Annotated in this window: 25 protein-coding genes and 3 pseudogenes; 5 read left to right on the forward strand and 23 right to left on the reverse strand. The window is 72.3% G+C overall.

Features of this window, described 5'->3' with window-relative positions:
- Window positions 1-69 precede the first annotated feature (69 nt).
- From AC07FY_RS17365 to AC07FY_RS17375, 3 genes are all read right to left on the reverse strand, one after another.
- Window positions 70-855, reverse strand: a complete 786-nt coding sequence (locus AC07FY_RS17365; protein ID WP_479006875.1) for an SDR family NAD(P)-dependent oxidoreductase — start codon at window positions 853-855, stop codon at window positions 70-72.
- 8 nt (window positions 856-863) lie between these two features.
- Window positions 864-1,808, reverse strand: a complete 945-nt coding sequence (locus tag AC07FY_RS17370) for a TIGR03619 family F420-dependent LLM class oxidoreductase (protein ID WP_479006878.1) — start codon at window positions 1,806-1,808, stop codon at window positions 864-866.
- 475 nt (window positions 1,809-2,283) lie between these two features.
- Complete coding sequence (locus tag AC07FY_RS17375; RefSeq protein ID WP_479006880.1) at window positions 2,284-3,159, reverse strand: L,D-transpeptidase family protein; 876 nt, start codon at window positions 3,157-3,159, stop codon at window positions 2,284-2,286.
- A gap of 423 nt (window positions 3,160-3,582) precedes the next feature.
- Here AC07FY_RS17375 and AC07FY_RS17380 point away from each other — a divergent pair, with 423 nt between their 5' ends.
- On the forward strand, window positions 3,583-4,023 hold the full coding sequence (locus AC07FY_RS17380) for an NUDIX hydrolase (protein WP_479006882.1): 441 nt from the start codon (window positions 3,583-3,585) through the stop codon (window positions 4,021-4,023).
- Between the two features lie 66 nt (window positions 4,024-4,089).
- Here the strand turns inward: AC07FY_RS17380 and AC07FY_RS17385 are convergent, their stop codons facing one another.
- From AC07FY_RS17385 to AC07FY_RS17405, 5 genes and pseudogenes are all read right to left on the reverse strand, one after another.
- Window positions 4,090-4,941 (reverse strand): trypsin-like serine peptidase, encoded by an 852-nt coding sequence (locus tag AC07FY_RS17385; protein ID WP_479006885.1) that lies wholly within the window; start codon window positions 4,939-4,941, stop codon window positions 4,090-4,092.
- A gap of 74 nt (window positions 4,942-5,015) precedes the next feature.
- Entirely contained in the window at window positions 5,016-5,645 is a 630-nt protein-coding gene (locus tag AC07FY_RS17390) for a hypothetical protein (protein ID WP_479006888.1), read from the reverse strand.
- A 50-nt stretch (window positions 5,646-5,695) separates the two neighbouring features.
- Entirely contained in the window at window positions 5,696-7,072 is a 1,377-nt protein-coding gene (locus tag AC07FY_RS17395) for an alpha/beta hydrolase (protein ID WP_479006890.1), read from the reverse strand.
- A gap of 383 nt (window positions 7,073-7,455) precedes the next feature.
- The gene (locus tag AC07FY_RS17400) at window positions 7,456-9,342 is read right to left on the reverse strand and encodes an AMP-dependent synthetase/ligase (protein ID WP_479006893.1); all 1,887 of its coding nucleotides are present in this window, start codon (window positions 9,340-9,342) and stop codon (window positions 7,456-7,458) included.
- A gap of 165 nt (window positions 9,343-9,507) precedes the next feature.
- Window positions 9,508-9,881 (reverse strand): annotated as a pseudogene (locus tag AC07FY_RS17405) (ATP-binding protein); the annotation flags it as partial.
- Window positions 9,882-9,923: 42 nt separating this feature from the next.
- Between AC07FY_RS17405 and AC07FY_RS17410 the strand changes: the two are divergent.
- Both AC07FY_RS17410 and AC07FY_RS17415 read left to right on the forward strand, forming a co-directional pair.
- Window positions 9,924-10,046 (forward strand): annotated as a pseudogene (locus tag AC07FY_RS17410) (transcriptional regulator); the annotation flags it as partial.
- Window positions 10,043-10,225, forward strand: a complete 183-nt coding sequence (locus tag AC07FY_RS17415; protein ID WP_479006895.1) for a DUF397 domain-containing protein — start codon at window positions 10,043-10,045, stop codon at window positions 10,223-10,225. The pseudogene AC07FY_RS17410 and the gene AC07FY_RS17415, both read left to right, overlap by 4 nt.
- A 74-nt stretch (window positions 10,226-10,299) precedes the next feature.
- Here the strand turns inward: AC07FY_RS17415 and AC07FY_RS17420 are convergent, their stop codons facing one another.
- The 5 genes from AC07FY_RS17420 to AC07FY_RS17440 form a co-directional block, all read right to left on the reverse strand.
- On the reverse strand, window positions 10,300-11,637 hold the full coding sequence (locus AC07FY_RS17420) for a dicarboxylate/amino acid:cation symporter (protein WP_479006898.1): 1,338 nt from the start codon (window positions 11,635-11,637) through the stop codon (window positions 10,300-10,302).
- 444 nt (window positions 11,638-12,081) lie between these two features.
- Window positions 12,082-12,387: a DUF4229 domain-containing protein gene (locus AC07FY_RS17425; protein WP_479006901.1), complete on the reverse strand. Its 306-nt coding sequence runs from the start codon at window positions 12,385-12,387 to the stop codon at window positions 12,082-12,084.
- A gap of 260 nt (window positions 12,388-12,647) precedes the next feature.
- Window positions 12,648-13,172 carry an N-acetyltransferase family protein gene (locus AC07FY_RS17430; protein ID WP_479006904.1) on the reverse strand — a complete coding sequence of 175 codons (525 nt, stop codon included), beginning with the start codon at window positions 13,170-13,172 and terminating at the stop codon, window positions 12,648-12,650.
- A gap of 106 nt (window positions 13,173-13,278) precedes the next feature.
- The gene (mqnE, locus tag AC07FY_RS17435; RefSeq protein WP_479006907.1) at window positions 13,279-14,442 is read right to left on the reverse strand and encodes an aminofutalosine synthase MqnE; all 1,164 of its coding nucleotides are present in this window, start codon (window positions 14,440-14,442) and stop codon (window positions 13,279-13,281) included.
- Window positions 14,443-14,494: 52 nt separating this feature from the next.
- Window positions 14,495-14,950, reverse strand: a complete 456-nt coding sequence (locus AC07FY_RS17440; RefSeq protein WP_479006910.1) for an Lrp/AsnC family transcriptional regulator — start codon at window positions 14,948-14,950, stop codon at window positions 14,495-14,497.
- A gap of 121 nt (window positions 14,951-15,071) precedes the next feature.
- Here AC07FY_RS17440 and AC07FY_RS17445 point away from each other — a divergent pair, with 121 nt between their 5' ends.
- The gene (locus tag AC07FY_RS17445; RefSeq protein WP_479006913.1) at window positions 15,072-15,206 is read left to right on the forward strand and encodes a hypothetical protein; all 135 of its coding nucleotides are present in this window, start codon (window positions 15,072-15,074) and stop codon (window positions 15,204-15,206) included.
- Here AC07FY_RS17445 and AC07FY_RS17450 read toward each other — a convergent pair.
- The 4 genes from AC07FY_RS17450 to AC07FY_RS17465 form a co-directional block, all read right to left on the reverse strand.
- On the reverse strand, window positions 15,203-15,886 hold the full coding sequence (locus AC07FY_RS17450) for a UbiX family flavin prenyltransferase (protein WP_479006916.1): 684 nt from the start codon (window positions 15,884-15,886) through the stop codon (window positions 15,203-15,205). The two genes, AC07FY_RS17445 and AC07FY_RS17450, sit on opposite strands and share 4 nt — an antisense overlap.
- A 143-nt stretch (window positions 15,887-16,029) precedes the next feature.
- Window positions 16,030-16,953 carry a menaquinone biosynthesis prenyltransferase MqnP gene (mqnP, locus tag AC07FY_RS17455; protein ID WP_479006918.1) on the reverse strand — a complete coding sequence of 308 codons (924 nt, stop codon included), beginning with the start codon at window positions 16,951-16,953 and terminating at the stop codon, window positions 16,030-16,032.
- Window positions 16,950-17,423 carry a hypothetical protein gene (locus AC07FY_RS17460; RefSeq protein WP_479006921.1) on the reverse strand — a complete coding sequence of 158 codons (474 nt, stop codon included), beginning with the start codon at window positions 17,421-17,423 and terminating at the stop codon, window positions 16,950-16,952. Before AC07FY_RS17460 ends, mqnP begins: the two co-directional genes overlap by 4 nt.
- Window positions 17,420-18,877, reverse strand: coding sequence for a menaquinone biosynthesis decarboxylase (locus tag AC07FY_RS17465; protein ID WP_479006924.1), 1,458 nt, complete (start codon window positions 18,875-18,877; stop codon window positions 17,420-17,422). The genes AC07FY_RS17460 and AC07FY_RS17465 overlap by 4 nt, the downstream gene beginning before the upstream one ends.
- Window positions 18,878-18,968: 91 nt before the next feature.
- Between AC07FY_RS17465 and AC07FY_RS17470 the strand changes: the two genes are divergently transcribed.
- On the forward strand, window positions 18,969-19,295 hold the full coding sequence (locus AC07FY_RS17470; protein WP_479006927.1) for a PLD nuclease N-terminal domain-containing protein: 327 nt from the start codon (window positions 18,969-18,971) through the stop codon (window positions 19,293-19,295).
- Window positions 19,296-19,305: 10 nt separating this feature from the next.
- Here AC07FY_RS17470 and AC07FY_RS17475 read toward each other — a convergent pair whose 3' ends face one another.
- The 6 genes and pseudogenes from AC07FY_RS17475 to AC07FY_RS17500 all read right to left on the reverse strand — a co-directional run bounded on the left by AC07FY_RS17475 (window position 19,306) and on the right by AC07FY_RS17500 (window position 25,322).
- A complete protein-coding gene (locus AC07FY_RS17475) occupies window positions 19,306-19,821 on the reverse strand; it encodes an SRPBCC domain-containing protein (protein WP_479006930.1) in 516 nt (171 codons plus the stop codon).
- Window positions 19,822-19,846: 25 nt separating this feature from the next.
- Window positions 19,847-20,926 carry a c-type cytochrome biogenesis protein CcsB gene (gene ccsB / locus AC07FY_RS17480; protein WP_479006933.1) on the reverse strand — a complete coding sequence of 360 codons (1,080 nt, stop codon included), beginning with the start codon at window positions 20,924-20,926 and terminating at the stop codon, window positions 19,847-19,849.
- The gene (gene resB / locus AC07FY_RS17485) at window positions 20,923-22,617 is read right to left on the reverse strand and encodes a cytochrome c biogenesis protein ResB (protein WP_479006935.1); all 1,695 of its coding nucleotides are present in this window, start codon (window positions 22,615-22,617) and stop codon (window positions 20,923-20,925) included. Before resB ends, ccsB begins: the two co-directional genes overlap by 4 nt.
- A 13-nt stretch (window positions 22,618-22,630) precedes the next feature.
- Window positions 22,631-23,404 (reverse strand): cytochrome c biogenesis CcdA family protein, encoded by a 774-nt coding sequence (locus AC07FY_RS17490; protein ID WP_479006938.1) that lies wholly within the window; start codon window positions 23,402-23,404, stop codon window positions 22,631-22,633.
- A gap of 4 nt (window positions 23,405-23,408) precedes the next feature.
- Entirely contained in the window at window positions 23,409-24,041 is a 633-nt protein-coding gene (locus AC07FY_RS17495) for a TlpA family protein disulfide reductase (protein ID WP_479006940.1), read from the reverse strand.
- 67 nt (window positions 24,042-24,108) lie between these two features.
- A pseudogene (locus AC07FY_RS17500) lies at window positions 24,109-25,322 on the reverse strand (polysaccharide deacetylase family protein).
- Window positions 25,323-25,407: the final 85 nt, after the last annotated feature.

Genomic DNA, 25,407 nt, shown 5'->3' on the forward strand with positions numbered 1-25,407 from the left:
ACTGTTCCACCGCCGGGGCGGGAGCGTCAATACCTGACGCTCCATCAGATGAGGCGCCGGGTGGCGCCGTTAGAGGATGCTCACGCCCGCCATCCAGCCGCCGTCGATCACGAACGGCTGGCCGGTGATGTACGAGGAGTCCCCGCTGGTCAGGAAGAGGGCCAGCTGCGCGATCTCCTCCGGCCGCCCGACCCGCCCCATCGGCACGACCCGCCGGTAGAGCTCCGCCATCGCCTCGCGCGCCTCGTCCGTCACTCCCGCCGGGTCCAGCAGGCCCGGGTTGGCCATCGGGGTGTCCACGGCCCCCGGGCACATCGCGTTGACCCGGATCCCCTTGCCGGCCAGCTCCAGCGCGGCCACCCGGGTCAGGCCGAGGACGGCGGCCTTGGTGGCGGCGTACGTGCCCACGTACGCCATGCCCGTCAGGCCGGTGTAGGAGGAGGTGTTGACGATCGTGCCGCCGCCCGCCGCCTCGATCTCGGGGGCCACCGACTTGATGCCGAGGAAGGCGCCCACCTGGTTGACCTGGACCACCTGCTGGAACTCCTCCAGCGGGGTCGCGGTCAGCTCGTTGAAGCGCAGGATGCCCGCGTTGTTGACCAGGCCGTCCACGGGGCCGAAGGCGTCCTTCGCGGCGGCCACCGCCGCCGCCCAGTCCTCCTCGCGGCTCACGTCGAGGCGGACGTAGCGGGCCCGGTCCTTCCCGATGTCCTCGGCCACGGCCGCGCCCTGCTCGTCCAGCACGTCACCGAGGAGCACCCGGGCCCCCTCGGCGGCGAAGAGGCGGGCCTCCTGCTCGCCCTGCCCGCGTGCGGCCCCGGTGATGATCACGACGCGCCCGTCCAGCCTGCCCATGGCGTCTCCTAGCTCAAGTGCGGGGCGACCTCGGCCCCGAAGGCGGTGATCTGGTCCACGAGCTCGGCCCGGTCGCGGCTGCGGAAGCGGACCTGGACCTGGTCCACCCCCAGCTCCCGGTACTCCCGCAGGGACTCGGCGAGCGCCTCCGCCTTGCCGGTCAGGGTGCGGCGGCCGGTGTCCCAGCCGGGTTCGCCGACGTACAGCGGCTCGGTGATCGCGCCGAACTCGACGGGGCCCTCCACCCCGGCCTCGGCGCGCAGCTCCTTGATCCGGGCGATCTGCGCCGGGAGCTTCTCGCGCGGGTCGCCCTGCGGGAGCCAGCCGTCGCCGCGCAGGGCGGCCCGGCGGACGGCGGCGGGCGAGGATCCACCGACCCATACGGGGATCCGCTCCTGGGCGGGGCGGGGCAGCTGGCCCAGGTCCTGGAAGGAGAACAGCTCGCCCTCGAACCGCGGGTACTCCTCGGGACCGAGCGCGGCCCGCAGCGCGTCGAGGGTCTCGTCGAGGACGGCTCCCCGGCGGGCGAAGTCCACGCCCAGGACCTCGAACTCCTCCCGGACGTGCCCGGCGCCGACGCCGAGGATCAGCCGGCCGCCGGAGAGGTGGTCGAGGGTGGCGTACTGCTTGGCGCTGACGAGCGGGTGGCGCAGACCGAGGATCGCGACGTGGCTGAGCAGCCGTACGTGCTCGGTGATCCCCGCGAGGAAGGACAAGGTGGCCACCGGGTCGTACCAGACGGTGCTCATCGCTCCCGCGAGCCGGCGCGGGACGGCCACGTGGTCGCAGGTGGCGAGGTACCCGAAGCCGGCCCGTTCGGCGGCCCGCGCCACCGCGGCGAGGTCTTCGGCGGTGGCCGACGCCTCCCAGGGCTCGGCGTAGATGGTGCTCTGCGACTGGATCGGGAGCTGCATCCCGTAGACCAGCCGACCTTCCGGAAACACGCGCGCCATGCCGGACCCGCCTCGCCTTCGTCTGCCGATGCGTCACATCGGTGGGCGGGGCCATCGTCGTACCTGACACACCGTCAGGCAAGGGCTCGGACGCGATCCGGTCACCCACGACCCGGCCACCGGGCGGCGGGCGGGACCGGTTCCCGGGCCGGGAGCCCGGGCTGTCACGGCTCTGTGCCCCGGCCCCCGCCCCCGGGCCACTTCCGGACGTGCACGCGGCCTACGCGGGGGACGGGGTGGCCCGGGAGGTCATGGCCCGGGGCGCGGGACGGGCGGGGCGGGAGGCGGTGACGGAGGCGCGCGCCTCGCGTCGAAGGGGTGGCGATGGCCGTCGCGCGCCGGGGCGGCCTCCCCGCGCACGCGAGGCCGACGCGCGCGACCCGGGACGGCGCCGGCCCGGCCGGAGGCCGACGCGCACGCCGAGGCCGGTCGGGCGGGATCCGGTACGGCGCCGGCCACGGCCACCGCGGCGGGGTCAGAAGCCCTGCGGGCCCATCACGATGATCGGCTTCGCCGCCGGGTCGAGGGCCTGCAGGACCTTCCGCATCGCGTCCTTCGGAATGCCGACGCAGCCCTGCGAGGGGCCGTCGTGGTCCACGTGCAGCCAGATGTTGCCGCCCTTGTCCTCGCCCTCCGGCTTCACCGGGTCCAGCGGCGACTTCCCCGGCCTGCGGTTGAAGTCGATGGCGACCACGTAGTCGAAGGACCCGGCCAGCGACTCCCCGTTCACCCCGCGCCCCGTGGCGACGAACGCGCGGTCCTTGTCGTAGGGGAGCCGGGTGCCGGGCGGCGGCGGCAGCAGCCCGCCCGCGTCGGTGAGCGCGAAGACGCCCTGCGGTGAGGTCAGGTCCCCGTAGGTGCGCTCGGTGGACCAGCCCTTCGCCCCGTTGCGGGCCGGCCAGCTCTCGCCGCGCACCCAGTCGGCACCGGCCGAGGGGCGGGTGTAGAACGCGGCGGTCGACTCCGAGGAGTCCACCGCCTTGCCGGTGACCAGGACGAGCTGGCGGGAGTCGGCCGGGATCTTCGCCAGCGTCTGCTCGCTGATGCCGGTCAGCCCCTGGAGGGGGGCCCGCGGAGCCGCCTTCGGGGCGGCCTCCTGCGCGGCGGTGCGCCGCGCGTCGCGCGCCGCGCGGTCCCCGGCCGGGGGCCGGGAATCGGCGCCCGCCCGCGCCGAGGTGCCCACGGCCTCCTGGTCGAAGGCGTACACCCAGCCCGCCGCGAAGGTCAGCAGGCCGGCGGTGGCGGCGAGCGCCACGCGACGGGACGTGGGCGAGGACGTCACGGTGCGCACCTGACGAGGCGTACGGGAGGTACGCAGCGTGCGGGAGCCGGCTCGGCGGTGCTTGCTCATTGAACCGACCGTACAGCAGCAGCCCTTCGGTGCGGCTGAACGCTGCCCTGCCGCCGGGGCCTGCCGTCACCGAAGCGCACCGCCCGGCCGATCCGCCGTCAGGCTCCGCACGGGCGCGGGCCGTCCGGTCGGCTCCGGCGCGCCCGCGCGGATGGACCGCACCCCCACCTGCGGCGCGGCGCCTTCCGCCCGCCGCCTAAAAGGGGCCCGGAGCCTCGCCGCGGCGGCCGGACCGGTCGCCGGGCACGGACGGTCGCGAGCCGAGCCGGCTGCGCGCGCCGCACCGCGCGTCGTGACGTACGGCACCTGCCGGCAGGTCGCGGGCCGGATGCCCGGCAGCGCCCGATCACCCGTCACGGGTCCGGGCCGCACGGCCCGTTCCACCGCCGGGCCCGGCCGCGATCACCGGCGTAGGCTGGTTCGATGCGAACTCCACGTCATGCCGCGCGCGTTGTCATCCTGTCCCCCGCCGGGTCGGTGTTCCTCTTCCGCGAGAACAACGTGGAGGTCGGCATACACTGGCTGCCGCCCGGCGGCGGCATCGACCCGGGCGAGAGCCCCGAGGAGTGCGTGCGGCGGGAGCTGCGCGAGGAGACCGGTTGGACCGACGTGGAACCGGGTCGGCTGCTGTGCACCTGGGAGCACGACTTCACCCACCAGGGCATCCCGGTCCGCCAGCACGAGCACATCTACCTCACCACGGGACCGCACCGCGAACCGGTGCTCGAGCACCCGGGCATCCACTGGCAGTGGCTCTCCCCCCAGCGCCTGGCCACCCTCGGCGAACCCCTGTGGCCGCCGCGCCTGGCGGACCTCCTGGCCGACGCACCGGCCGAGCCGGTGCACTTGGGTCTGCTGGCCTGAACGCAAGCGGCCCGACCGACCTGGCCCGGCCCGACCGCCCGGCCCGACCGACCCGGCCCACTCCGCCTAACCGGTGCGCCCGCCCGTGGCCCTGGCGTAGAGCGAGGCGGCGTAGTCGCCCAGGACGGTGCTGGTCGACACGTCGTCCGTGTCGCCGCCCGTCAGAATGCCGATGATCTTCCCGTCGCGGGCGATCCAGGCGCTGCCACTGGTGCCGCCGGGGAAGTCGGCGCAGTCGAAGCGCTGTCCGGTCTCGCTTTCGCGGACGGCGACGGAAGTGCAGGTGCGGGGCACCTTGCGGTCGGCGGGATACCCGGTGACGGTGACCTCCTCGCCCGAGCGGCCGCCGGTGTCCAGCACGGCCGCCCCCGTCACGTCCTCGATGGCCCGGCCCGCGGCGTCGGGGGCCAGGCGGGCGAAGGCCAGGTCGTAGGCGTCGTCCGTGTCCTCGGCCCAGCGGTCGTCCTCGAAGACCTCCTCGAGCTTCCACGTGCCGTACGGGGCGACACCGCCCGCGTAGGCCGGCACGAAGACGGCCGTGCCGCCGCGCTGGTCCCCGGCGAGCAGGCAGTGCCCGGCGGTGACGATCAGGTTCCGGCCCGGGCTGTGCACCACGGTGGCGGTACAGAAGTGGTCGCTGTCCAGGCCGTTGGTGAACAGGGCCCCGGTGAAGGCCGCGGGCCCGCCCGGCTGGGGGGTGACGGCGGGCGGCCACGTGCTCCCGGGCGGGGTGGACAGCTGCGGCTTCGCCGCCTGGGAACGCGACGGGCTCGCCGTCGGGCTGCCGGCGGCGGCCTTGGCGCGCGCGGGCGCGCCCGGCCCGGGCGGCGGCGCCAGCTCGGCCACGGCGGCGGACGCTCCCAGGGCCGCGAGGGCGCACAGCACCACGGTCACGACGGTCCGCTTGTCCACCGGCATGATGATCCTTCCGCTCCACCCCGGCGAAGCATGCCCCGCAGGCGCCGCCGGGTGCAACACGCCCCGGCCCGCCCTCAGCCCCCGTACAGCCGCTCGATCTCCGCCGCGTACCGTTCGGCCACCGCCCCGCGCCGGAGTTTCAGCGTCGGGGTCAAGGTCCCGGCCGCGACCGTGAAGTCCTCCGGGAGGACGTGGAACGCGCGGACGCGGGCGGGCCGGGACAGCGAGGCGTTGGCCTCGGCCACCGCCGTCCCGATCAGCTCGCGGACCGCCGGATGGGCGCAGGGCGCCTCGCCCAGGTCGTGGCCCTCGCGGGCGGCCCAGGCGGTGACCTCCTCCGCGTCCGGGGCGATCAGGGCCACCGGGTACGGCCGCCGGTCGCCGATCATCACCGCCCGTGAGACGTAGCGCGAACGCTGCAGGGCGAACTCGACCTCGGTCGGGTTCAGGTTCTTGCCCGCGGAGGTGATGACGATCTCCTTCTTCCGGCCGGTGATCCGCAGGTACCCGTCGGCGTCGAGTTCGCCCAGGTCGCCGGTGTGCAGCCAGCCCTCCGCGTCCAGCGCCCGCGCGGAAGCCCTCGCGTTCGCGTGGTAGCCGGGGAACACCATCGGCCCGCGCGCCAGCACCTCCCCGTCCTCGGCGATCCGCACCTCACGCGCGGTCGGCCAGTGGCTCGCGGACCGCTTCGCGGGACGCCCCACGCGACCCAACTGCTGACGCCCCGGGGCCGGGCCCCCGCCCCGCCGCCCGCTCACCCTCCCCCGGCCGCCGCCGGGGGAACCGCCTCGGCGGGGCAGGACCGCGTCCCGGACGGCAGCCGCCCGGAGAGCAGGAAGCGGTCCACGTACTCCCGGACGCAGGGCGAGGACCCGTAGCCGGTGTGCCCCTCCCCCTTGTAGTCCAGCACCACCGCGGAGCCGAGCCGCTTCGCCGTCTCCTCCGTCCACTCGTACGGGGTCGCCGGGTCCCCGCGGGTGCCGACCAGCAGCATCCGCGGGGCACCCGGGCGGTCGATCCGCCGGATGGCGTCCGTCCCGGCGGGCCGCCCGTAGCAGGAGAGCACCGTCATCAGCTGGGCCGGACCGAAGATCTTCGACGCCTCCAGGAACTTGCCCTCGAGGGCGGCCAGCTCCTTCTCGACGGCCGCCGCACCGGCCGTCTCGTCCGACCGGTCCGGGTCGTCCGCGCAGCTCACGGCGGTGAGTGCGGCGTCGGCGTTGTCGGCGGGCACCGTGCCGGGGCCGCCGCCGCCCTCCGGCGCCTCGCCGGACGGGACGGCCGGTCCGCCGAGCTGGAGCAGCGCGGCCGGGTCGCCGCCGCGTTCGGCCGTGGCCAGTGCGTCGGCGAGTGCGGGCCAGGTGAGGGGCGAGTAGAGGGCGTCGCCGATCGTGGTGACGAGATCCTGCCCGGTCACGTAGGAGCCGTCGTGGCCGGTCAGCGGCTGCGCGTCCAACCGGGCCACCAGGGCCTCGGCCTTCTGCCGGGCGGTGCGGGTGTTGGTCCCGAAGACGCACCTCTCCTGGTGGGCGCACCACGACAGGAAGCGTTCCAGGGCCCGCTGCCGGCCGCGCGCCGAGACCAGGGCCTGTTCCGCCAGCGGCTCGGTGAGGGTGTCGACGCCGTCGAGGACCATGCGGCCGGTGGTGCCGGGGAACTGCGCCGCGTAGACGGCCCCGAGCCGGCTGCCGTAGGAGAAGCCCAGGTAGTGCAGCTTGTCGTCGCCCAGCGCCCGGCGGATCAGGTCCATGTCGCGGGCGACGTGCACCGTCCCGACGTACGGCAGGACCGGGCCGGAGGCCAGCTCGCAGCGTCTGGCCACGGACCGCAGGGCGGCCAGCAGCGCGGCGGCGTCCGCCGCCTCCTCCGCCACGGCGGGCTGCCGGGAGCCGGCGCAGGACACGGGCTGGCTGTGGCCGACCCCGCGCGGGTCGAAGGCGACGAGGTCGTAGCGCTCGCCGAGGTCGGCGAAGGCGTCGGGGTCGGCCGCCAGGCCGGCGACGCCCGGGCTGCCGGGGCCTCCGTAGTTCAGCACGAGGGAGCCGAGGCGCTTGCCGGGCCCGGTGGCCGCCATCCGCGCCAGGGCGATGTCGACCGTGCCCTTGCCGGGGGCCGCGTGGTCGAGGGGCACCGTGAGCGTGCCGCACCGCATCCCGGCGGGCACCGGCCGCTCGGGGCAGTCCCCCCATCGGACGGCGGGGCCGCGCGGCGGGGAACTCGGCCCGGCTTCGGGGCCCGCTCCCGCCTCCGTCCGAAGTCCTGGAGCCGCCCCGAGCCAGGCCAGGGCCAGCGCACAGGCCGCGGCGACCCAGACGGGTCCCCGGGAACGCGATGGGGAACGCAATCGGGAACGGGACGGGGCAGGGCGTCGGGAACGGTGCACGGCGCCCTCCTCGGGCATCCCCCCGGACCGTCGGAGCGTTCCGCCCACCATAAGCGCGCCCGCCCGGCCCCGCCCCTCGGCCGGTCCCGGCGCCCGGCGCGCGGCTCGGCCCCGGAGCCGTCGCGCGCGGCTCAGCCCCCTGGGCCCTCGCGGGGCCCCCGGTACAGCTCCTCGATCTCCCGCGCGTAATCGCGGGCGACCGCGCCCCGCCTCAGCTTCAGTGACGGGGTCAGATGGCCGCGCGCCTCGGTGAAGTCACCCGGCAGGACGGCGAAGCGGCGGATCGACTCCGCACGCGACACCAGCCGGTTCGCCTCGTCGACCGCACGCTGCAGGTCCGCCCGCAGCTCCTCGTCCCGCACCAGCTCGTAGAGCGGCACGCCCTGCTTCTTGTGCATCTGGCGCCAGTGCAGCAGGCCGTCCGGCTCCAGGGTGATCAGGGCGGTGACGTACGGCCGGTTGTCGCCCACCACCATGCACTGGCCGACCAGCGGATGCGCCCGCAGCCAGTCCTCCAGCGGCGCCGGGGCCACGTTCTTCCCGCCGGAGGTGATGATCATGTCCTTCTTGCGGCCGGTGATGGTGAGGTAGCCGTCGGCGTCCAGCTCTCCGATGTCACCGGTCGGCAGCCAGCTGCCCGGCGGGACCCCCTGGCCGCTGTTCCAGTAGCCGGCGAAGACGTGCCGCCCGGCCAGCAGCACCTCGCCGTCGTCGGCGATCCGGACGGCCGTCCCCGGCAGCGGCCAGCCGACCGTGCCGAGCCGGGGCCGCTGCGGCGGGGTCACCGTGGAGGCCCCGGTCGTCTCCGTGAGCCCGTAGCCCTCGAAGACCTCGATGCCGGCGCCGGTGTAGAACGCGGCGAGCCGGCTGCCGAGCGGGGATCCGCCGCTGAGGACGTAGCGGACGCGGCCGCCGAGCGCCGCCCGGATCCGCCGGTAGACGAGCGGGTCGTACAACGCCCGCGCGGCGCGCAGCCCCGGCCCGGGCGCCCGGCCCGCGGCGGCCTTCTCGCCCAGCCGCCGCGCGATGCGGGCCGCCCGGTCGAAGGAGGCGGCCCGGCCCGTCCTCTCGGCGGTGGCCCGGGCGGTGTTGTAGACCTTCTCCAGGACGTAGGGGATGGCGAGCAGGAAGGTCGGCCGGAAACCGGCCAGGTCCGCCAGGAGGTCCTCGGTGGCGATGCTCGGCGCGTGCCCGAGCTTCACCCGGGCCCGCAGGCAGCCGACCGCGACCATCCGCCCGAAGACGTGCGAGAGCGGCAGGAACAGCAGGGTGGAGGCGGGGTCCTGGCTGACGGACTTGAAGACGGGGTGCAGCAGCTCGACCGCGTTGTCCACCTCGGCGAAGAAGTTGCCGTGCGTGATCACGCAGCCCTTGGGCCGGCCGGTCGTGCCCGAGGTGTAGAGCAGGGTGGCGACGGCGTCCGGGGTACGGGCGGCCCGCCGCGCGTGCACCACCGCGTCGGGCAGGTGCTCGCCGGCCTTGACGAGCCGCGCCAAGGCCCCGGTGTCGAACTCCCACAGATGGGCGAGCCGGGGCAGGTTGGCCCGCTCGGCGCTGATGATCCGCGCCTGCGCGGTGTCCTCGACCGCGCAGGCGACGGCGCCGGAGTCCTGGATGATCCAGCGCGCCTGGAGGGCGGAGGAGGTGGGGTAGATCGGTACGGTGACCAGCCCCGCGGCCCATCCGGCGAAGTCGAGCAGGGTCCACTCGTAGGTCGTACGGGCCATGATGGCGAGCCGGTCCCCCTCCCGCAGCCCCTCCGCGATCAGCCCCTTCGCGACGGCGAGCACCTCGGCGGCGAACCGGGCGGCGGTCACGTCCCGCCAGTTCCCGTCCCGGCCCTTGACGGCCAGGACCGCCTCGTCGGGCGCCTGCCGGGCGTTGTCGAAGGGGATGTCCCCGAGCGACCCGCGCTCGGGCATGCCCACCAGCGCGGGCATCCGCACTTCGCGCACCACGCCGTCGACCGTGGTCCTGACGGGCTCGACGGGCCTGGCCGGTCTCAGCTCGGCTTCCACGGTTGCTCTCCTCGGGTGGGCATCGAGTTACCGCCGGTAATGTACGGACCGGTAACCCCGTCCGACCACCCCTCGACCCCCTTCTTCACGGACGCTCCACGCTTCCCCCGCCGGCCCCGGGCCTGATGCGCCTCTCCCCCCGGCGCCCCGCGACCCGGTCCTCCACTCCACCTCGGCCCACACCGCTTTGCGGGGGACCGGCCCTTCCCGGACGCCCCAACGGTCCGCGAACGCCTCGACCAGCAGGAGCCCGCGCCCCCATCGCGCTTCTCCGGGATCCGGTCGCCCCGGGCGTCCGTCACCTCGATGCGCAACAGGCCCGGGGTGGCGGTGAGGACCATCCGGAAGTCCCGCCCGGGAGCCCGCCCGTGGGTCACGGCGTTCGCCGCGAGCTCGGCGACGATGTGTGCGGGCCCCTCCAACGGCAGGCCCCAGCCGCGCAGTCGTACGACGGCGAGCAGGCGTGCGAGGCGGGCGCCGCGGGACGTCGCGGAGAGCTGGACGTGGAAGTCCACGAGTTGAGGGATCACGTCACTCAGCGTGTCTGTCCGTGCGTACCGTGAGAAGCGGTACCGCCCGTACGTCCCGTGTCCGATCCGAAGCTGCTCCGGGTCCTTGAGCTGCGCTATGGCATGATCCGGGCCCAAGCACTCATACCCCTGGCGTCACGGGGCTTCATCGAGGAACTGCTGGGAGACACATGATGGATTACCCCGAGCTGCACTGGTACAAGAGCAGCTACAGCGACGGCAGCGAAGGCGACTCCTGCGTCGAGGTGGCCGCCACCCCCCGCCTGGTCCTGGTCCGCGACTCCAAGGACACCGCACGCTCCCCCCTCTCCTTCACCCCCCACGCCTGGGCCGGTTTCGTCGCCCGCGCCTGACCCCTCGGCGCCCGACACGCCGCAGCCCCCGCCCGGACGGGGGCGGGGGCTGCGGCGAGTGTGCGGGCGGGCCGTCAGGCGGGGACCGCCACCGGCTCCGGCTTCGCGGGCTCGGCCGGTGCCGGGGCGGGCTCGTCCAGCGGGGAGGCCGAGGCGGAGGCGTACGCCTCCTTGTCCAGGATGCCCTCGCGCGCCGAGACGATGACCGGGACCAGGGCCTGCCCGGCCACGTTGGTGGCGGTGCGCATCATGTCGAGGATCGGGTCGATCGCCATGAGCAGGCCGACACCCGCCAGCGGCAGGCCCAGCGTGGACAGGGTCAGCGTCAGCATGACCGTGGCGCCGGTCAGACCGGCCGTCGCGGCCGAGCCGATGACGGAGACGAACGCGATGAGCAGGTACTCCTTGATGCCCAGCTGCACGTCGAAGATCTGCGCGATGAAGATCGCGGCGAGCGCCGGGTAGATCGCGGCGCAGCCGTCCATCTTCGTGGTGGCGCCGAACGGGACGGCGAAGGAGGCGTACTCCTTCGGGACGCCGAGGCGCTCGGTGACCTTCTGGGTGACCGGCATGGTGCCGACCGAGGAGCGGGAGACGAAGGCCAGCTGGATGGCGGGCCAGGCGCCCTTGAAGAACTGCAGCGGGCTGACCTTGGCGACGGTGGCGAGCAGCAGCGGGTAGACGCCGAACATCACCAGGGCGCAGCCGATGTAGACGTCGGCCGTGAAGGTCGCGTACTTGCCGATGAGGTCCCAGCCGTACGTGGCGATGGCCGTGCCGATCAGGCCGATGGTGCCGATCGGGGCGAGGCGGATGACCCACCACAGGGCCTTCTGCAGCAGTTCGAGCACGGACTCGGCGAGGTCCAGGACGGGCTTGGCCTTGGCGCCGAGCTGGAGGGCGGCGACACCGGCGACGACGGCCAGGAAGACGATCTGGAGGACCTTCAGCTCGGTGAACGGCGTGACGATGTCCGTCGGCACGATCCCGGTCAGGAAGTCGATCCAGGAGCCGGTCCGCTTCGGCTCCTTGCCGTCGGCGGCGGTGAGCCCGGTGCCCGCGCCCGGGTCGGTGAGCAGGCCGATGGCGATGCCTATGCCGACCGCGATCAGCGAGGTGATCATGAACCAGAGCAGGGTGCGCGAGGCGAGCCGCGCGGCGTTGTTGACCTTCCGCAGGTTGGTGATGGACACCAGGATCGCGAAGAACACGAGCGGGGCGATGGCCAGCTTCAGCAGCTGGATGAAGATGTCGCCGGTCTTCTCCAGGGTGGTGCCGAGCCAGCTGACGTCCTGGCTGCGGGCGATCCAGCCGAACAGGACGCCCAGGACCAGACCGGCGATGATCTGGGCCCAGAACGGGAACTTGAACGAGCCCTTGGCGGGAGCCTGGGCCTGGGGGGACGCGGACACGAAGACGCTCCTGGGGTGACGCACGAAGACAAGGGGAAGTTCTGCGGGAGGCGTGGTGCGGTGCGGCAGCGGGCTGGTGCGCCTTCCGGGCGGACGTGGCGGGAAGGGCGGCCGGCCGGGACCGCTGTTGCCGTATCGATTCAGCGCACGGCGCCGGTCGGGGACCGGTGTTGGCGGGTCAGCGCGTCAACGGCAACAGGCCGCGGTCGCGCGGCGGCAGAGGTCGACGTCCAGGCGCGCCACGAGCGGGACGCTCACGGTCATCGGGTGCGCGGCTGTGGTCAACATGTTGAACACGCTAACACTTACCCTTTGGGAATCTCAAAGCAGTTCTTTGAGACGGGAAAACGCGGCCGCCCCAGCGCTGCGGGGGTCAACCCGGCTCTGGGGCGGTTCGGTGTGTTCGGTGTGAGGAAGGCAACAGGGGCGGACCGCCCCCGGATGTCAGGCGCGCGCCGCGTCGTCGGCTTCGTCCTCCTGGGTGCGGTTCGCGGCGAGCTTCTGCTTCGCCCCCGCGACCCGGCCGGAGATCTGCGCGGACATCTCGTCACGCTGCTTGCGCAGCAGCACGAAGGAGAGCGGAGCCGACAGCACGAGCGCCAGCAGCACGACCCAGGCGACGTTGGCGTCCCCCAGCCCGGCGGGCACCCAGCCGAGGTTGACCAGGAGGGCGACGGCGACGAGGCATCCGACGAAGATGCCCAGGCGCATCGCGGTGTAGCGGATCGTCGCGCTCGGCTTGAGGGACACGGTGACCCCTTCTCTCTCGTCTTCGTACGGCGGCAGGTGCCCGTCCAGTGAAGCACGACCCGGCCGCGCTCCGGGCCGCCGGGGGCGCCCGCGGCACTAGGCCCTGTCGTCGAAGTCGCGCCTGGCCCGCGACGCCCGGCACCGCACCTCGCCGCGTTGTCGGGGCGCCCGAGTACGTCCAGTACACGGCCGCCCCTCCGCCTTGCGATGCACGGCACCGGACGCCGCGGGCCCGACCGGCGCCACTTTGACGACAGGACCTAATGCAGGGGCAGCAGCATCGTGATGTCGTCGCGGTCGTCCCCGGGGGCCACGCGGATGGCGTCGGGGACGCGGCCGACCTCCTTGTAGCCGCAGGACGCGTAGAAGCGCTCCAGGCCGTGGCCGCCGCGGCAGCCCAGCCGGATCGCGTCGATGCCCTCGATGGAGCGGGCCGCGTCCGCCGCCGCGGCCATCAGGTCGCGTCCGTAGCCCTTGCCCTGGTGGCGCGGGTGGACCATCACCGTGTACGCCCACATCCAGTGCAGTTGCAGCCGGTGCGTGTTGTGGGTCAGGAACGCGGTCGCGGCGACCTCGCCCGCCGCGTCCCGCCCGACCAGCAGCCGCGTGCCCCCGTCGGCGACCGCGGCGAGCTGCTTGATCAGGGCGGGGCGGATGTCGTCGGCGGTGACCGGGGGGACGAAGCCCACGGCGCCGCCGGCGTTGGAGACGTCGACCCACAGCGACAGCAGGCCCTGGTGCAGGGCGGAGTCGATGACCGGATCCAGGGTGAAAGTAAGGGCCATAGCCGCAGATTATCTATTACCGACCGCAGCGGCAACGAAAAATCCCCGGTCCGCACGGGCGGACCGGGGTTCTCGGGCGAACCGGGCTCTGGGGCCGGACGGGGCGTCAGAGCCGCATGGCCTGCGGCGTCTCGCGCAGGTCGGCGTCCGGACCGGGGTACTCGCGGATGATCTCGTAGCGCGTGTTGCGCTCGACCGGGCGGAAGCCCGCCTCGCGGATCAGCTCCAGCAGGTCCTCGCGGCCCAGCTTGTTCGGGGTGCCGTAGTTGTCCGCGTCATGCGTGATCTTGTACTCGACGACCGAGCCGTCCATGTCGTCCGCCCCGTGCTGGAGCGCGAGCTGGGCGGTCTGCACGCCGTGCATCACCCAGAACACCTTCACGTGCGGCACGTTGTCGAAGAGCAGACGGGAGACCGCGAAGGTCTTCAGCGCCTCGGCGCCCGTCGCCATCGTCGTCCGCGCCTGGAGCTTGTTGCGGACCTTGCCGTCCTGCATGTCGACGAAGTCGTGCTGGTAGCGCAGCGGGATGAAGACCTGGAAGCCGCCGGTCTCGTCCTGGAGCTCGCGCAGCCGCAGCACGTGGTCCACGCGGTGGCGCGGCTCCTCGATGTGCCCGTAGAGCATCGTCGCGGGGGTCTTCAGGCCCTTGGAGTGCGCCAGCCGGTGGATGCGCGACCAGTCCTCCCAGTGGGTCCGGTGGTCCACGATGTGCTGGCGGACCTCCCAGTCGAAGATCTCCGCGCCGCCGCCGGTGAGCGACTCCAGGCCCGCCTCGATCAGCTCGTCCAGGATGTCCGAGGCGGACAGGCCGGAGATCGTCTCGAAGTGGTGGATCTCCGTCGCCGTGAACGCCTTCAGCGAGACGTTCGGCAGCGCCTTCTTCAGCTCCGACAGCGAGCGCGGGTAGTAGCGCCACGGCAGGTTCGGGTGCAGGCCGTTGACGATGTGCAGCTCGGTGAGGTTGTCGTTCTCCATGGCCTTGGCCAGGCGCACGGCCTCCTCGATGCGCATCGTGTAGGCGTCCTTCTCGCCCGGCTTGCGCTGGAACGAGCAGTACGCGCACGACGCGGTGCACACGTTCGTCATGTTGAGGTGGCGGTTGACGTTGAAGTGCACGACGTCGCCGTTCTTGCGCGTGCGCACCTCGTGGGCGAGACCCCCGAGCCAGGCCAGGTCGTCCGACTCGTAGAGGGCGATGCCGTCCTCCCGGGTCAGCCGCTCGCCGGAACGGACCTTCTCCTCCAGCTCGCGCTTGAGCCCAGCGTCCATCAGGCGGTCGCCTCCTCTAGATGCCTGTCCTGCAACCCGTCCCACCGTACTCTCAGCCTTCCTCGGGCAGTTCCCCGACCCGGTTCTCCCACTTCGTGGAGAGCACGATGGTGGTGCGGGTACGGGAGACGCCCTTGGTGCCCGAGAGCTTGCGGATGATCTTCTCCAGGCCGTCCACGTCGTTGGCGCGCACCTTCAGCATGAAGGAGTCGTCACCGGCGATGAACCAGCAGTCCTCGATCTCGGCGAGGTCGCGCAGCCGCCGGGCGACGTCCTCGTGGTCCGCGGCGTCGGACATGGAGAGCCCGATCAACGCGGTGACCCCGAGGCCGAGCGAGGCCGCGTTCACGGTGGCGCGGTAGCCGGTGATGACACCGGCCGACTCCAGCCGGTTGATGCGGTCGGTGACGCTGGGGCCGGAGAGGCCCACGAGACGGCCCAGCTCCGCGTACGAGGCACGACCGTTCTCGCGTAGTGCCTGGATGAGCTGCCTGTCCACCGTGTCCATTACGTGGAGCCTTCCATTATTCGGCGATCCTGCAAGTTTAGGTATAGAATCAAAGGTGCACAGGGTCAACACCCTGTGAATCTTTCAACAGATCAATGACGATCTTCAGGAGTGGTTCACCGTGTACACGATCGAGATGGCCTACGCGCACATGCGACAGCTCCAGGAGCTGGCCAACCGATCCCGCACCGACCAGCCGTCCGCCGCCCACCGCGTGGACCGGACCCGCAAGCCGGGCCGCGCCAAGAAGCGCTAGCCACCGCTCTCCCCGGGAGGCCGGGAGCCGCCCAGCTCCCCCTCCCACCGGCGGTACAGCCGGTGCGGCACCCCTGCCGCGTCCAGCACCCGCCCCGCGACGAAGTCCACCAGGTCCTGGATGTGCGTCGCGCCCGCGTAGAACGCCGGAGAGGCGGGCAGCACGACCGCGCCCGCCTCGTCCAGCGCCACCAGGTGCTTCAGCGTCTGCCCGTTCAGCGGGGTCTCCCGCACGCACACCAACAGCCGGCGCCGCTCCTTGAGCGTCACGCTCGCCACGCGCTGGAGCAGGTCCTTCGACAGCCCGAGCGCCACCCCCGCCACGCACGCCGTGGAGGCGGGGACGACGAGCATCCCCTTGACCGGGTAGGAGCCCGAACTCGGTCCGGCCGCCAGGTCCCCCGCGGCCCAGTACCGGACGTCGGCCAGGTCCGGGCGCGGATGAGCGGCGGGCTTGCCGTCCGCCCCGCGCTCCAGCCACTCCCCCAGGTCCTCCCGCCAGTGCGCGTCCCGGAAGGCGATCCCGGTCTCGTCCAGCAGGGTGAGCCGCGAGGCCCGGCTGACCACCAAATCGACGCTCTCCCCCGCCGCGAGCAGCCCGCGGAGCACCGCCGCCGCGTACGGGGTGCCGGAAGCCCCGGAAACCCCCACCACCCACGGGGTGCGCTTGCGCTCAGTCATACCTCCGAGACTATCCGGCCACCACGGGCGGGCACTCGCCAAGGCGGCCGGACGTCCAGGGGATGGGACGCACACACAGGGGGACGACGGTGAGCACGGCTCAGGGCGCCCCGCACCCCGCCCTCAGCCGGCGCCCGGGAGGCTTACAGGGTCAGGCCCCGCACCGCGAGGTCCAGTACGGCGCACACGAACAGGGCGATCCCGATGAACCCGTTGACCGTGAAGAACGCCCGGTTCAGGCGGGACAGGTCGTGCGGGGTCACGATGCTGTGCTCGTAGAAGAAGGCGCAGACCACGATCAGCAGGCCCGCCCAGAAGAAGATGCCCGCGTCCGTGGCCAGCGCGTACCAGGCCAGCAGGGCCGTCGTCACGACGTGCGCGCCGCGGGCCCCCCACAGGGCGGCCGGGACGCCGAAGCGGGCCGGGACGGACTTGACGCCCTCCGCCCGGTCGGCGGCGACGTCCTGGGAGGCGAAGATCAGGTCGAAGCCGCCGATCCACACGCCCACCGCGAGCCCCAGGACCGCCGCGTCCCACGACCACGCGCCGGTGACCGCCAGCCAGGCGCCCACCGGACCGATGGCCTGGGCCAGGCCCAGGATGGCGTGCGGGAAGTTCGTGAACCGCTTGCCGTACGGGTAGACCACCATCGGCACCACCGCGACGGGCGCCAGCACCAGGCAGAGCGGATTCAGCAGCGCCGCCGCACCCAGGAACACCACGAGCGCGATGCCCGCCCCGGTCCACGCGGACCGCACCGACACCGCCCCGGTGACCAGCTCCCGTCCGGCCGTCCGCGGATTGCGGGCGTCGATCTCGCGGTCGATGATCCGGTTGGCGGCCATCGCGAAGGTGCGCAGACCCACCATGCAGAAGGTGACGAGCACCAGCGTGCCCCAGTGCACCGTGCGGTCGAGCCGGAACATGGCGGTGAGCGCGGCGATGTAGGCGAAGGGCAGCGCGAAGACCGAGTGCTCGATCATCACGAGCCGCAGGAACGCCCTGACCCGGTTTCCGGCCTCGGGCGCGGGGCCCGGTCCGACCACCCCGTCGGCGGTGGTCATCATGCGAGGCTCCCGCGGAAGTCGTCGAGGTCGGCCAGTAGCGTGTCCAGGGGCACCGGGTCCGTCTCCAGGATCAGGAAGGCATCGGCGTCACCGTCGGGCGGGGTGATCCGGGCGGTGAACGCGTAGTCCCCGCCGACCGGGCGGCCGTCGAGCCGCAGGACGGCCCCCGCCTCCACGGTGAACCGCCCGCCGGCCACGAGCGCGTCCCGCAGCCGCTCGGCGAAGTCCTCCGCCTCGATGTCGCGCAGGCCCGGCAGCTCGAACCCGGCACCCTCGCCGCGCTCGTCGTCGGCCCAGTCCAGCATCAGCGCCCAGACGTCGCCGGGGCCGGCGAACTCCTCCGGGGAGACGCCCGCATCCTCGGCGGCCCGCCGCACGCCCGGGTCGGCCGGGTCGAGCCGCGGGCGCACGAGCGCCACGTACGTCTCGCCGCCGAGGAACAGGGCCGGGCCGCCCACCGCGGGGCTCACAGGCCGTACTCCTTCCAGCGGCGGTCCACGAGCGCGGCGGTCGCCGGGTCGGACTCGACCATCTCCGGCCAGCCGCCGTCGCGCGTGTAGCCCTCCTCGGGCAGCTTCCGCGTGGCGTCGATCCCCGCCTTGCCGCCCCAGAACTGCTGGTAGGAGGCGTGGTCCAGGTGGTCCACCGGCCCCTCGACCACGGTCAGGTCGCGGGCGTAGTCGGTGTTGCCGAGGGCCCGCCAGGACACCTCGTGCAGGTCGTGGACGTCGCAGTCGGCGTCCACCACGACGATCAGCTTGGTCAGCGACATCATGTGCGCGCCCCAGATGGCGTGCATGACCTTCTGCGCGTGCTTGGGGTACTTCTTGTCGATCGAGACGATCGCGCAGTTGTGGAAGCCGCCCGACTCGGGCAGGTGGTAGTCCACGATGTCCGGCACGATGATCTTGAGCAGGGGGAGGAAGAAGCGTTCCGTCGCACGGCCCAGGGGGCCGTCCTCGGTCGGCGGCCGGCCCACCACGATCGACTGGAGCAGCGGACGCCTGCGCATCGTGACGCAGTCGATCGTCAGGGCGGGGAAGGGCTCCTGAGGGGTGTAGAAGCCGGTGTGGTCGCCGAACGGGCCCTCGGGAAGGGTCTCCCCCGGCTCCAGCCACCCCTCGATGACGACCTCCGCCTGCGCGGGGACCTGCAGCGGCACGGTCTTGCAGTCGACCATCTCGATGCGCTTGCCGGCGACGAAGCCCGCGAAGAGGTACTCGTCGATGTCGCCGGGCAGCGGGGCGGTGGACGCGTACGTCACCGCGGGCGGGCAGCCGAAGGCGATGGCCACGGGCAGCCGCTCACCGCGCTTGGCAGCCACGGCGTAGTGGTTGCGGCTGTCCTTGTGGATCTGCCAGTGCATGCCGATCGTGCGCTTGTCGTGGCGCTGGAGGCGGTAGAGGCCCAGGTTGCGTACGCCGGTTTCGGGGTGCTTGGTGTGGGTGAGGCCGAGGTTGAAGAACGAGCCGCCGTCCTTGGGCCAGGTGAAGAGGGCCGGCAACTGGTCCAGGTCGACGTCGTCGCCGGTGAGGACGACCTCCTGGACGGGCGCGGCGTCGCCCTTCACCTTCTTCGGCGGCACGTGCACCATCGAGCCGAGCTTGCCGAAGGCCTCGCGGACGCCGATGAAGCCCTGCGGCAGCTCCGGCTTGAGCAGGCCGCCGATCTTCTCGCTGATCTCGCCGTACGACTTCAGGCCCAGCGCCTTCAGCAGCCGGCGGTCGGTGCCGAAGACGTTCATGGCCAGCGGCATCGCCGAGCCCTTGACGTTCTCGAACAGCAGGGCCGGGCCGCCCGCCTTGTTCACCCTGTCGACGATCTCGCCGATTTCCAGATGCGGATCGACTTCGGCCTTGATGCGCTTGAGGTCGCCCTCCCGCTCCAGAGCCCGGAGCAGCGAGCGGAGATCGTCGTAAGCCATAGGGGCAAGTATCCGTCACCAACTACCCTGGGAGGGTCACCGGGTCCCTGAAGCGGGCCCGCCGCCACTGCCTGGGAGTCGGTCCCACACCGTGCTGCGCTATCTGCCGTTCCTGCTGATCATCGCGCTGACCATCTACGCCTTCATCGACTGCCTGAACACGCCCGAGGAGGAGGTCAAGCACCTCCCCAAGGTGGTCTGGGTGATCATCATCCTGCTCTTCTCCATCGTCGGGCCGGTGGTGTGGCTGTTCGCGGGCAGGCAGCGCGCGGCGGCCGGCGGCGGCCGGGCCCGGCGGACCCGGTGGGTGGCGCCGGACGACAATCCGGAGTTCCTCAAGTACCTGCGCGACGAGCAGGACAAGGGCCGGGACGGCGACAAGAACGACCAGAACGACAAGAACAAGGACAAGGACTGACGGGGCGCGGCTACGCGCTGATCAGGGCGGCGTAGTCCGCGCGCAGCGCCGCCCAGCGGGCCTCGGTCCGGGCGGACCAGTCCGCCGGCTGCCCGGCCGTCGCGGACTCCAGCAGCTCGAAGCGCACGTGCCAGTCGGCCAGCCGGTCCAGCCGCTCGCTCTGCGGGCCGCCGCGCTCGTTCAGGAAGCGGATGACGGTGGAATCGGTTCCCACCGGCTCCAGGTGGAAGCGGATCCGCTCGTGCCCGGTCACGGTGTATTCGACGACCCGCTCCACGTCCCAGGCCGTCACGTGCCCGTCGGCGACGGTTCCCGTGCGGGGCATGCGCAGGGTGACCGCCCCGCCGAGCCGGCGCTCCAGCACCGGCGCCTCGGCGAACCAGCCGCGCAGCCCCTCGGGCGTGGTCAGGGCGGGCCACAGCGCCGTGTAGGCGCGGGGGAGGTGCGGCTCGAAGCGGATCCGCCAGCGGTCCTGCCCCTCGCCCGGCCCGCCGTGCTCGCTGGTGCCATGACTCACAGGAGGCATGACACCAGCGTCCCACTCCCGCCGGTCAGACGCCCGCGTAGGAGTGCTTGCCGCTGAGCAGGATGTTCACGCCGTAGTAGTTCCAGATCCAGCAGGCGAAGGCGAAGAGCGCCAGGTAGGCGGCCTTGCGGCCCTTCCAGCCGGCCGTGGCTCGCGCGTGCAGGTAGCAGGCGTACGCCACCCAGGTCACGAACGACCAGACCTCCTTGGGGTCCCAGCCCCAGTAGCGGCCCCAGGCGTCGCCCGCCCAGATCGCGCCCGCGATGATCGTGAACGTCCACAGCGGGAAGACGGCCGCGTTGACGCGGTAGGAGAACTTGTCGAGCGAGGCGGCGGAGGGCATCCGCTCCAGCACGGAGGAGGCGAACCTGCCCGGCTTGCCGCCGCCCGCGAGCTTCGACTCGTAGGAGTCGCGGAACAGGTAGAGGACCGTTCCGGCCGCGCCGAGGTAGAAGACGGCGCCGCAGAAGATCGCGGTGGAGACGTGGATCCACAGCCAGTACGAGTGCAGGGCCGGGACCAGCTGGTCGCTTTCGGTGTAGAGCCAGGTGACCGCGATGCCGAGGTCCAGCAGGACGGTGGTGACCAGGATCAGGCCGAGCCAGCGGACGTTCTTCTTCAGCGCGAGCAGCACCAGGTACGCGCCGACGGCCACCGTGGAGAAGGTGATCGAGAACTCGTACATGTTGCCCCAGGGGGCCCGCTGCACCGACATCGCGCGGGACACGACGCCGGCCGCCTCGATGAGGAAGGCGAGCGCGGTCAGCGAGACCGCGATCCGCCCGTACAGGTCGCCCTGCTCGGTGCCGCCCGCGGCGCCGGGGCCGTCCGGGACGTCGCGGGTGCCCGCGGCGGAGCGGGTGACGACCTTCGGCTTGTCGAGGACGGCCGTGCCGCCCTTGCCCCGCACCTGCACGGCCGGGGCGGCGGCGCCCTTGGCGGGGGTCAGCGCGGCGGCCGTACGGGCCACCTTGCTGCGGCTGCCGAAGGTCCACTCCGCGATGTGCGCGAAGAAGGCGAGCGTGTAGACCGCCATCGACGAATAGACCAGGTAGTTGCTGATCTGGGCCAGGTTCTCGTTGGCTGCGGCAGCGAGCGGCGTCATCCGCGCTCTCCTTCGGGGGTTTCTTCTACGGGTTCGGCGGGCGTCGCGGTCGGCGCCCGCTCGTGCAGCGTGGCGGCGAGTTCCGCCAGCTCCTCCGGGAGCCTGGCGGACTCGCTGCGGCCGAGGCCCGCCATCTCGACGACGGTGACGCCGTCCTCGCCGGTCACCGCGCGCACCCAGATCCGGCGGCGCTGGATGAACAGCGAACCGGCCAGGCCGGCGATGGCGGCGGCCGCGCCCGCGAGGGCGAGGGCGCTGCCGGGCTGGTGGGTCACGGAGAAGGTGGCCCAGCGCTCGATGCTCTCGAACTTCACTGTGCCCGCGCCGTCGGGCAGCTCCATCGACTCGCCGGGGAGCAGCATCTTGGCGAGGGGGTCGCCGTTCTCCTTCTTGAACTGCTGCATCTTGGACGTGTCCAGCTGGTACACGTTCTGCGGCAGGCCCGAGTCCACGCCGAGGCTGCCGTGGAAGGCGTTCAGGGCGATCACCGGGAACTTCGCGTCGGGGAACTGGGAGAGCATCGTGCCCTGGCCCTTGCCCGCGAAGGTCGGCACGAACTGGGCGGAGAAGCCGAGCTGCTCCTTCTGCCCGTCCTTGTTGCGGTAGCCGTCGGTGACCTTGATGGCGCCCGCGGAGGTGAGGTTCGCGTCCTGCGGCAGCATGGGCACGGCGTCCCGGAAGACGACCTTGCCGGTGGGGTCGGTCACCGACATGACCGGCGCGTAGCCGTGGCCGAGCAGGTAGACCTTCGAGCCGTCGATCTCGAGCGGCTTGTTGACCTCGATCTCGGCCTTGGTGGGCTTGCCGTGGGCGCCCTCGCTGTAGGTGATGTACGCCTTGAAGTCGCGGGGGGTGCCCTTCTGCGGGCCGCTCTCCTCGAAGGTGGCGTCGAACTTGTCGAGGGTGAAGCTGAAGGGCGGCAGGTCGTCGGGATCGAACATGCTGCCGGACTTGAAGTCGTCGTACTGGGTGAGCGTGTTCGAGAAGCCGCCGCCGCGCAGGACGAGCTTGCCGCCCTCGGACATGAAGAGCTTGCCCCAGGCGAACGCCACGAGCATCACGATGAGGGCGATGTGGAAGATCAGGTTCCCGGCCTCGCGCAGGTAGCCCTTCTCCGCGGCGACGTGGCCGTCGCCGGCCTCGGTGCGGAAGCGGCGCCGGCGGAGCAGCGTCCCGGCGTGCGCGAGGACCTCCTCCGCGGACGACCCGGTGCGCCACGTGGTGGAGGCGGGGAGCCGGTCGAGCCGCCGGGGGGCGGCCGGCGGGCGGCCGCGGAGCTGGCCGACGAACTGCCAGGTGCGCGGCAGGATGCAGCCGATGAGCGAGACGAAGAGCAGGAGGTAGATCGCGGAGAACCAGAAGGACGTGTAGACGTCGAACAGCTGGAGCTTCTCGGCGGCCCCCACCCAGGCCGGGTTCTGCCGCTTCCACTCGGCGACCTTCATCAGGTCGACGGAGTTCTGCGGGATGAGGGAGCCGGGGATCGCGCCGAGGGACAGCAGGAACAGCAGGATCAGCGCCACCCGCATGGAGGTGAGCTGCCGCCAGACCCAGCGGGCCCAGCCGATCACCCCGATGCCCACGGGACCGCTGTCCTCGACGGGGGCGGTGGAGAGCTGGGATCCGGCCGCGCCGAGCGCCGTGTCGGAATCGTGCGACGCCTCGGGGGGCGCGTTGTCTGTCGTACTCATGTCCCTGTCGTCCTCAGATCCCCACCGTGAAGCCCTGGGTCCAGCCCTGCATGTCGCTGACGATGCTGTCCCACATTCCTGTGACGAGCAGCAGGCCGGTCAGGATGAGCATGCCGCCGCCGATGCGCATCACCCACGCGTAGTGCTTCTTCACCCAGCCGAAGGCGCCCAGCGCCTTGCGGAAGGCGATCGCGGCGAGGATGAAGGGCAGGCCGAGGCCCAGGCAGTAGACCACGGTCAGCAGGGCCCCGCGGCCCGCGCTCGCCTGGTCGAGGGAGAGGGTGTTGACGGCGGCCAGGGTCGGGCCCATGCACGGGGTCCAGCCGACGCCGAAGAGCACGCCGAGGACGGGCGCGCCGAGCAACCCCGCCGTCGGCTTCTTGTGGAAGCGGAACTCCCGCATCGTCAGGCCCGGGATCGCCCCCATGAAGAAGAGGCCGAGGAGGATCACCAGCCCGCCGAGGACCTGGGAGATGATCTCCTTGTTCTCCTGCAGGCTCTCGCCGAAGTAGCCGAAGAGCGCGCCCGTGGAGACGAAGACGGCGGTGAAGCCGGCGATGAACAGGCTCGCGCCCGCCAGCATCCGGCCACGGCGCGCCTCGGCGAGGTCGGCGCCGCTGACGCCGGTCACGTAGGAGAGGTAGCCGGGGACGAGCGGCAGCACGCAGGGCGAGAAGAAGGACACCAGTCCCGCGAGCAGCGCGATCGGCAGGGCGAGCAGCAGGGCGCCGCTGAGGACCGTCTCGTTCACCCCGGTGACCTCGGCGGCCAGGGCGTAGTCGACCACGGGGTCACTGCTCCGCGAGGAGCGGGTCGATCATGGAACGCAGCTGGGTGTCGTTGATCGCGACCAGGGTGCGGGCGGCGATCCGGCCCTCCTTGTCGAGGACGATCGTGGAGGGGATGGCCTGCGGGTTGAGCGTGCCCTTGGGGAAGCGCAGCATCAGCTTCCCGTCGGGGTCGTAGAGGCTCGGGTAGCCGATCCCGTAGTCGTGCTCGAAATTGAGGGCGTTCTGCGTGCTGCTGTCGCGGGTGTTGATCCCGACGAAGGCGACGTCCTTGCCCGCGTCGGCCATCTCCTTGGAGACCTGCGCGAAGTACTTGGCCTCGTTGCGGCACGGCGGGCACCAGGAGCCCCACACGTTGAGGACGACGACCTTGCCCTTGAGCGCGGTGGTGTCCAGGGTCTTGCCGTCGACGGTCGGGCCGTCGAGCTTGGGCGCCTCGGTCCGCTCGCCCCGGGCGACGGTGGAGATCCCGCCCGTGCCCACCACGTAGTTCCCGCCGGCGCTGCCGGAGGGCTTGCCGCCGTCCCCGTCGCCGCAGGCCGTCAGGGTCATGAGGCCCGCGACGGTGGCCGCGGTCAGCAGGAGGGCGCGGCGGCCGCTGGTCGAGCGGCGACGGGGGGCGCGGCTAAGGCTCATGTGAAAAGTTTCGCATGGGCGGTTTGCGGATCTATCGCACCCCCCGGGGGGCCCGGGAAGGCGCAGGTCACGCCGTGGTCAGGTACGCAGCCCAACCCACCCCGGGCGAGTGGCCGGGGCCGAGGGCGCGGAGCTTGTCGAGCACCACGGGGTCCTGGACGTCCAGCCAGTCGGCGAACTGGCGGAACGATACGAGCCGTACATCCCTTTTGTCCGCCATGCCCTTGAGAGCCTCCTCCACGGCGTCCATGTAGATGCCGCCGTTCCACTCCTCGAAGTGGTTGCCGATGAACAGCGGCGCGCGGTTGGTCTCGTAGGCCCGCCTGAAGCCCCCGAGGTAGGTGGCGGTGGCCTGGGCACGCCAGCCCGGATAGTGGGCGGGGACGCCCCGGGTGGTGCTCTTCGACTGGTTGGCGAGGATGTTGTAGTCCATCGACAGCACCTCGAAGGAGTGCCCGGGGAAGGGCAGGGACTGCAGCGGCAGGTCCCACACCCCGCCTTCTTCACCGGCCAGACCTGCAGGCCGCCGGGCGAGCTGGAGTCGTAGCGCCAGCCCAGATCGCGGGCGGTCGGCAGCAGGTTCTCCTGGCCGAGCAGGCACGGGGTGCGGGCGCCCGCGAGTTCCTTGCGGTAGTCGAAGGGCAGCGGGTCGAGGTCGGCGAAGCCGGTGTTGGTGCGCCAGTTGGTGACGAAGGACACGGCCTGGTCGATCTCGCTCCGCCAGTCCTGCGGCGTCCACCGGCCGACGGAGCCCGATCCGCCGCAGAAGTGGCCGTTGAAGTGGGTGCCTATCTCGTGCCCGTCGAGCCACGCCTCGCGGACGTACTTCAGGGTGGCGCGGACGTTCTCGTCCTTGAGGTATCCGATGTCCGAGGCACCGACCGGATTGTTCGGCGGCTGGTAGAGCCCCTTGCGCGACTCGGGCAGCAGGTAGATGCCCGAGAGGAAGAAGGTCATCGCCGCGCCGTGGTCCTTGGCGAGCTTGAGGAAGCGCGGGAAGAGGCCGTTGCCGATCTCGCCCGCGCCGTCCCAGCTGAACACGACGAACTGCGGCGGCGTCTCGCCCGGCTCGAGGGGGACCGGCTTGTCCGGCTGGTTCGGCTGCGGGCCGGTGTCGGCGGTGGAGCCGTCACCGATCGGCCCGGCCGGGGGCGGACCGGAGCCCTCGCGGGGCAGCGGGCCCGGTGCGCCCGGGCCGGACCCTCCGCCGCAACCCGCGATGCCCGCGGCCGCGGCGCCCAGGCCGAGCCCGAGCACTCCTCTTCGACTGAAGTCGCGCATGTCACCGTCCCGTCGTCAGTCCCCAAGCACCCTGTTCCGTCATATAAACGGACAATTAGCCTGAGTGTGTGCGCTGACACGGTGA

The organism is Streptomyces sp. NPDC045967, from assembly GCF_056430495.1.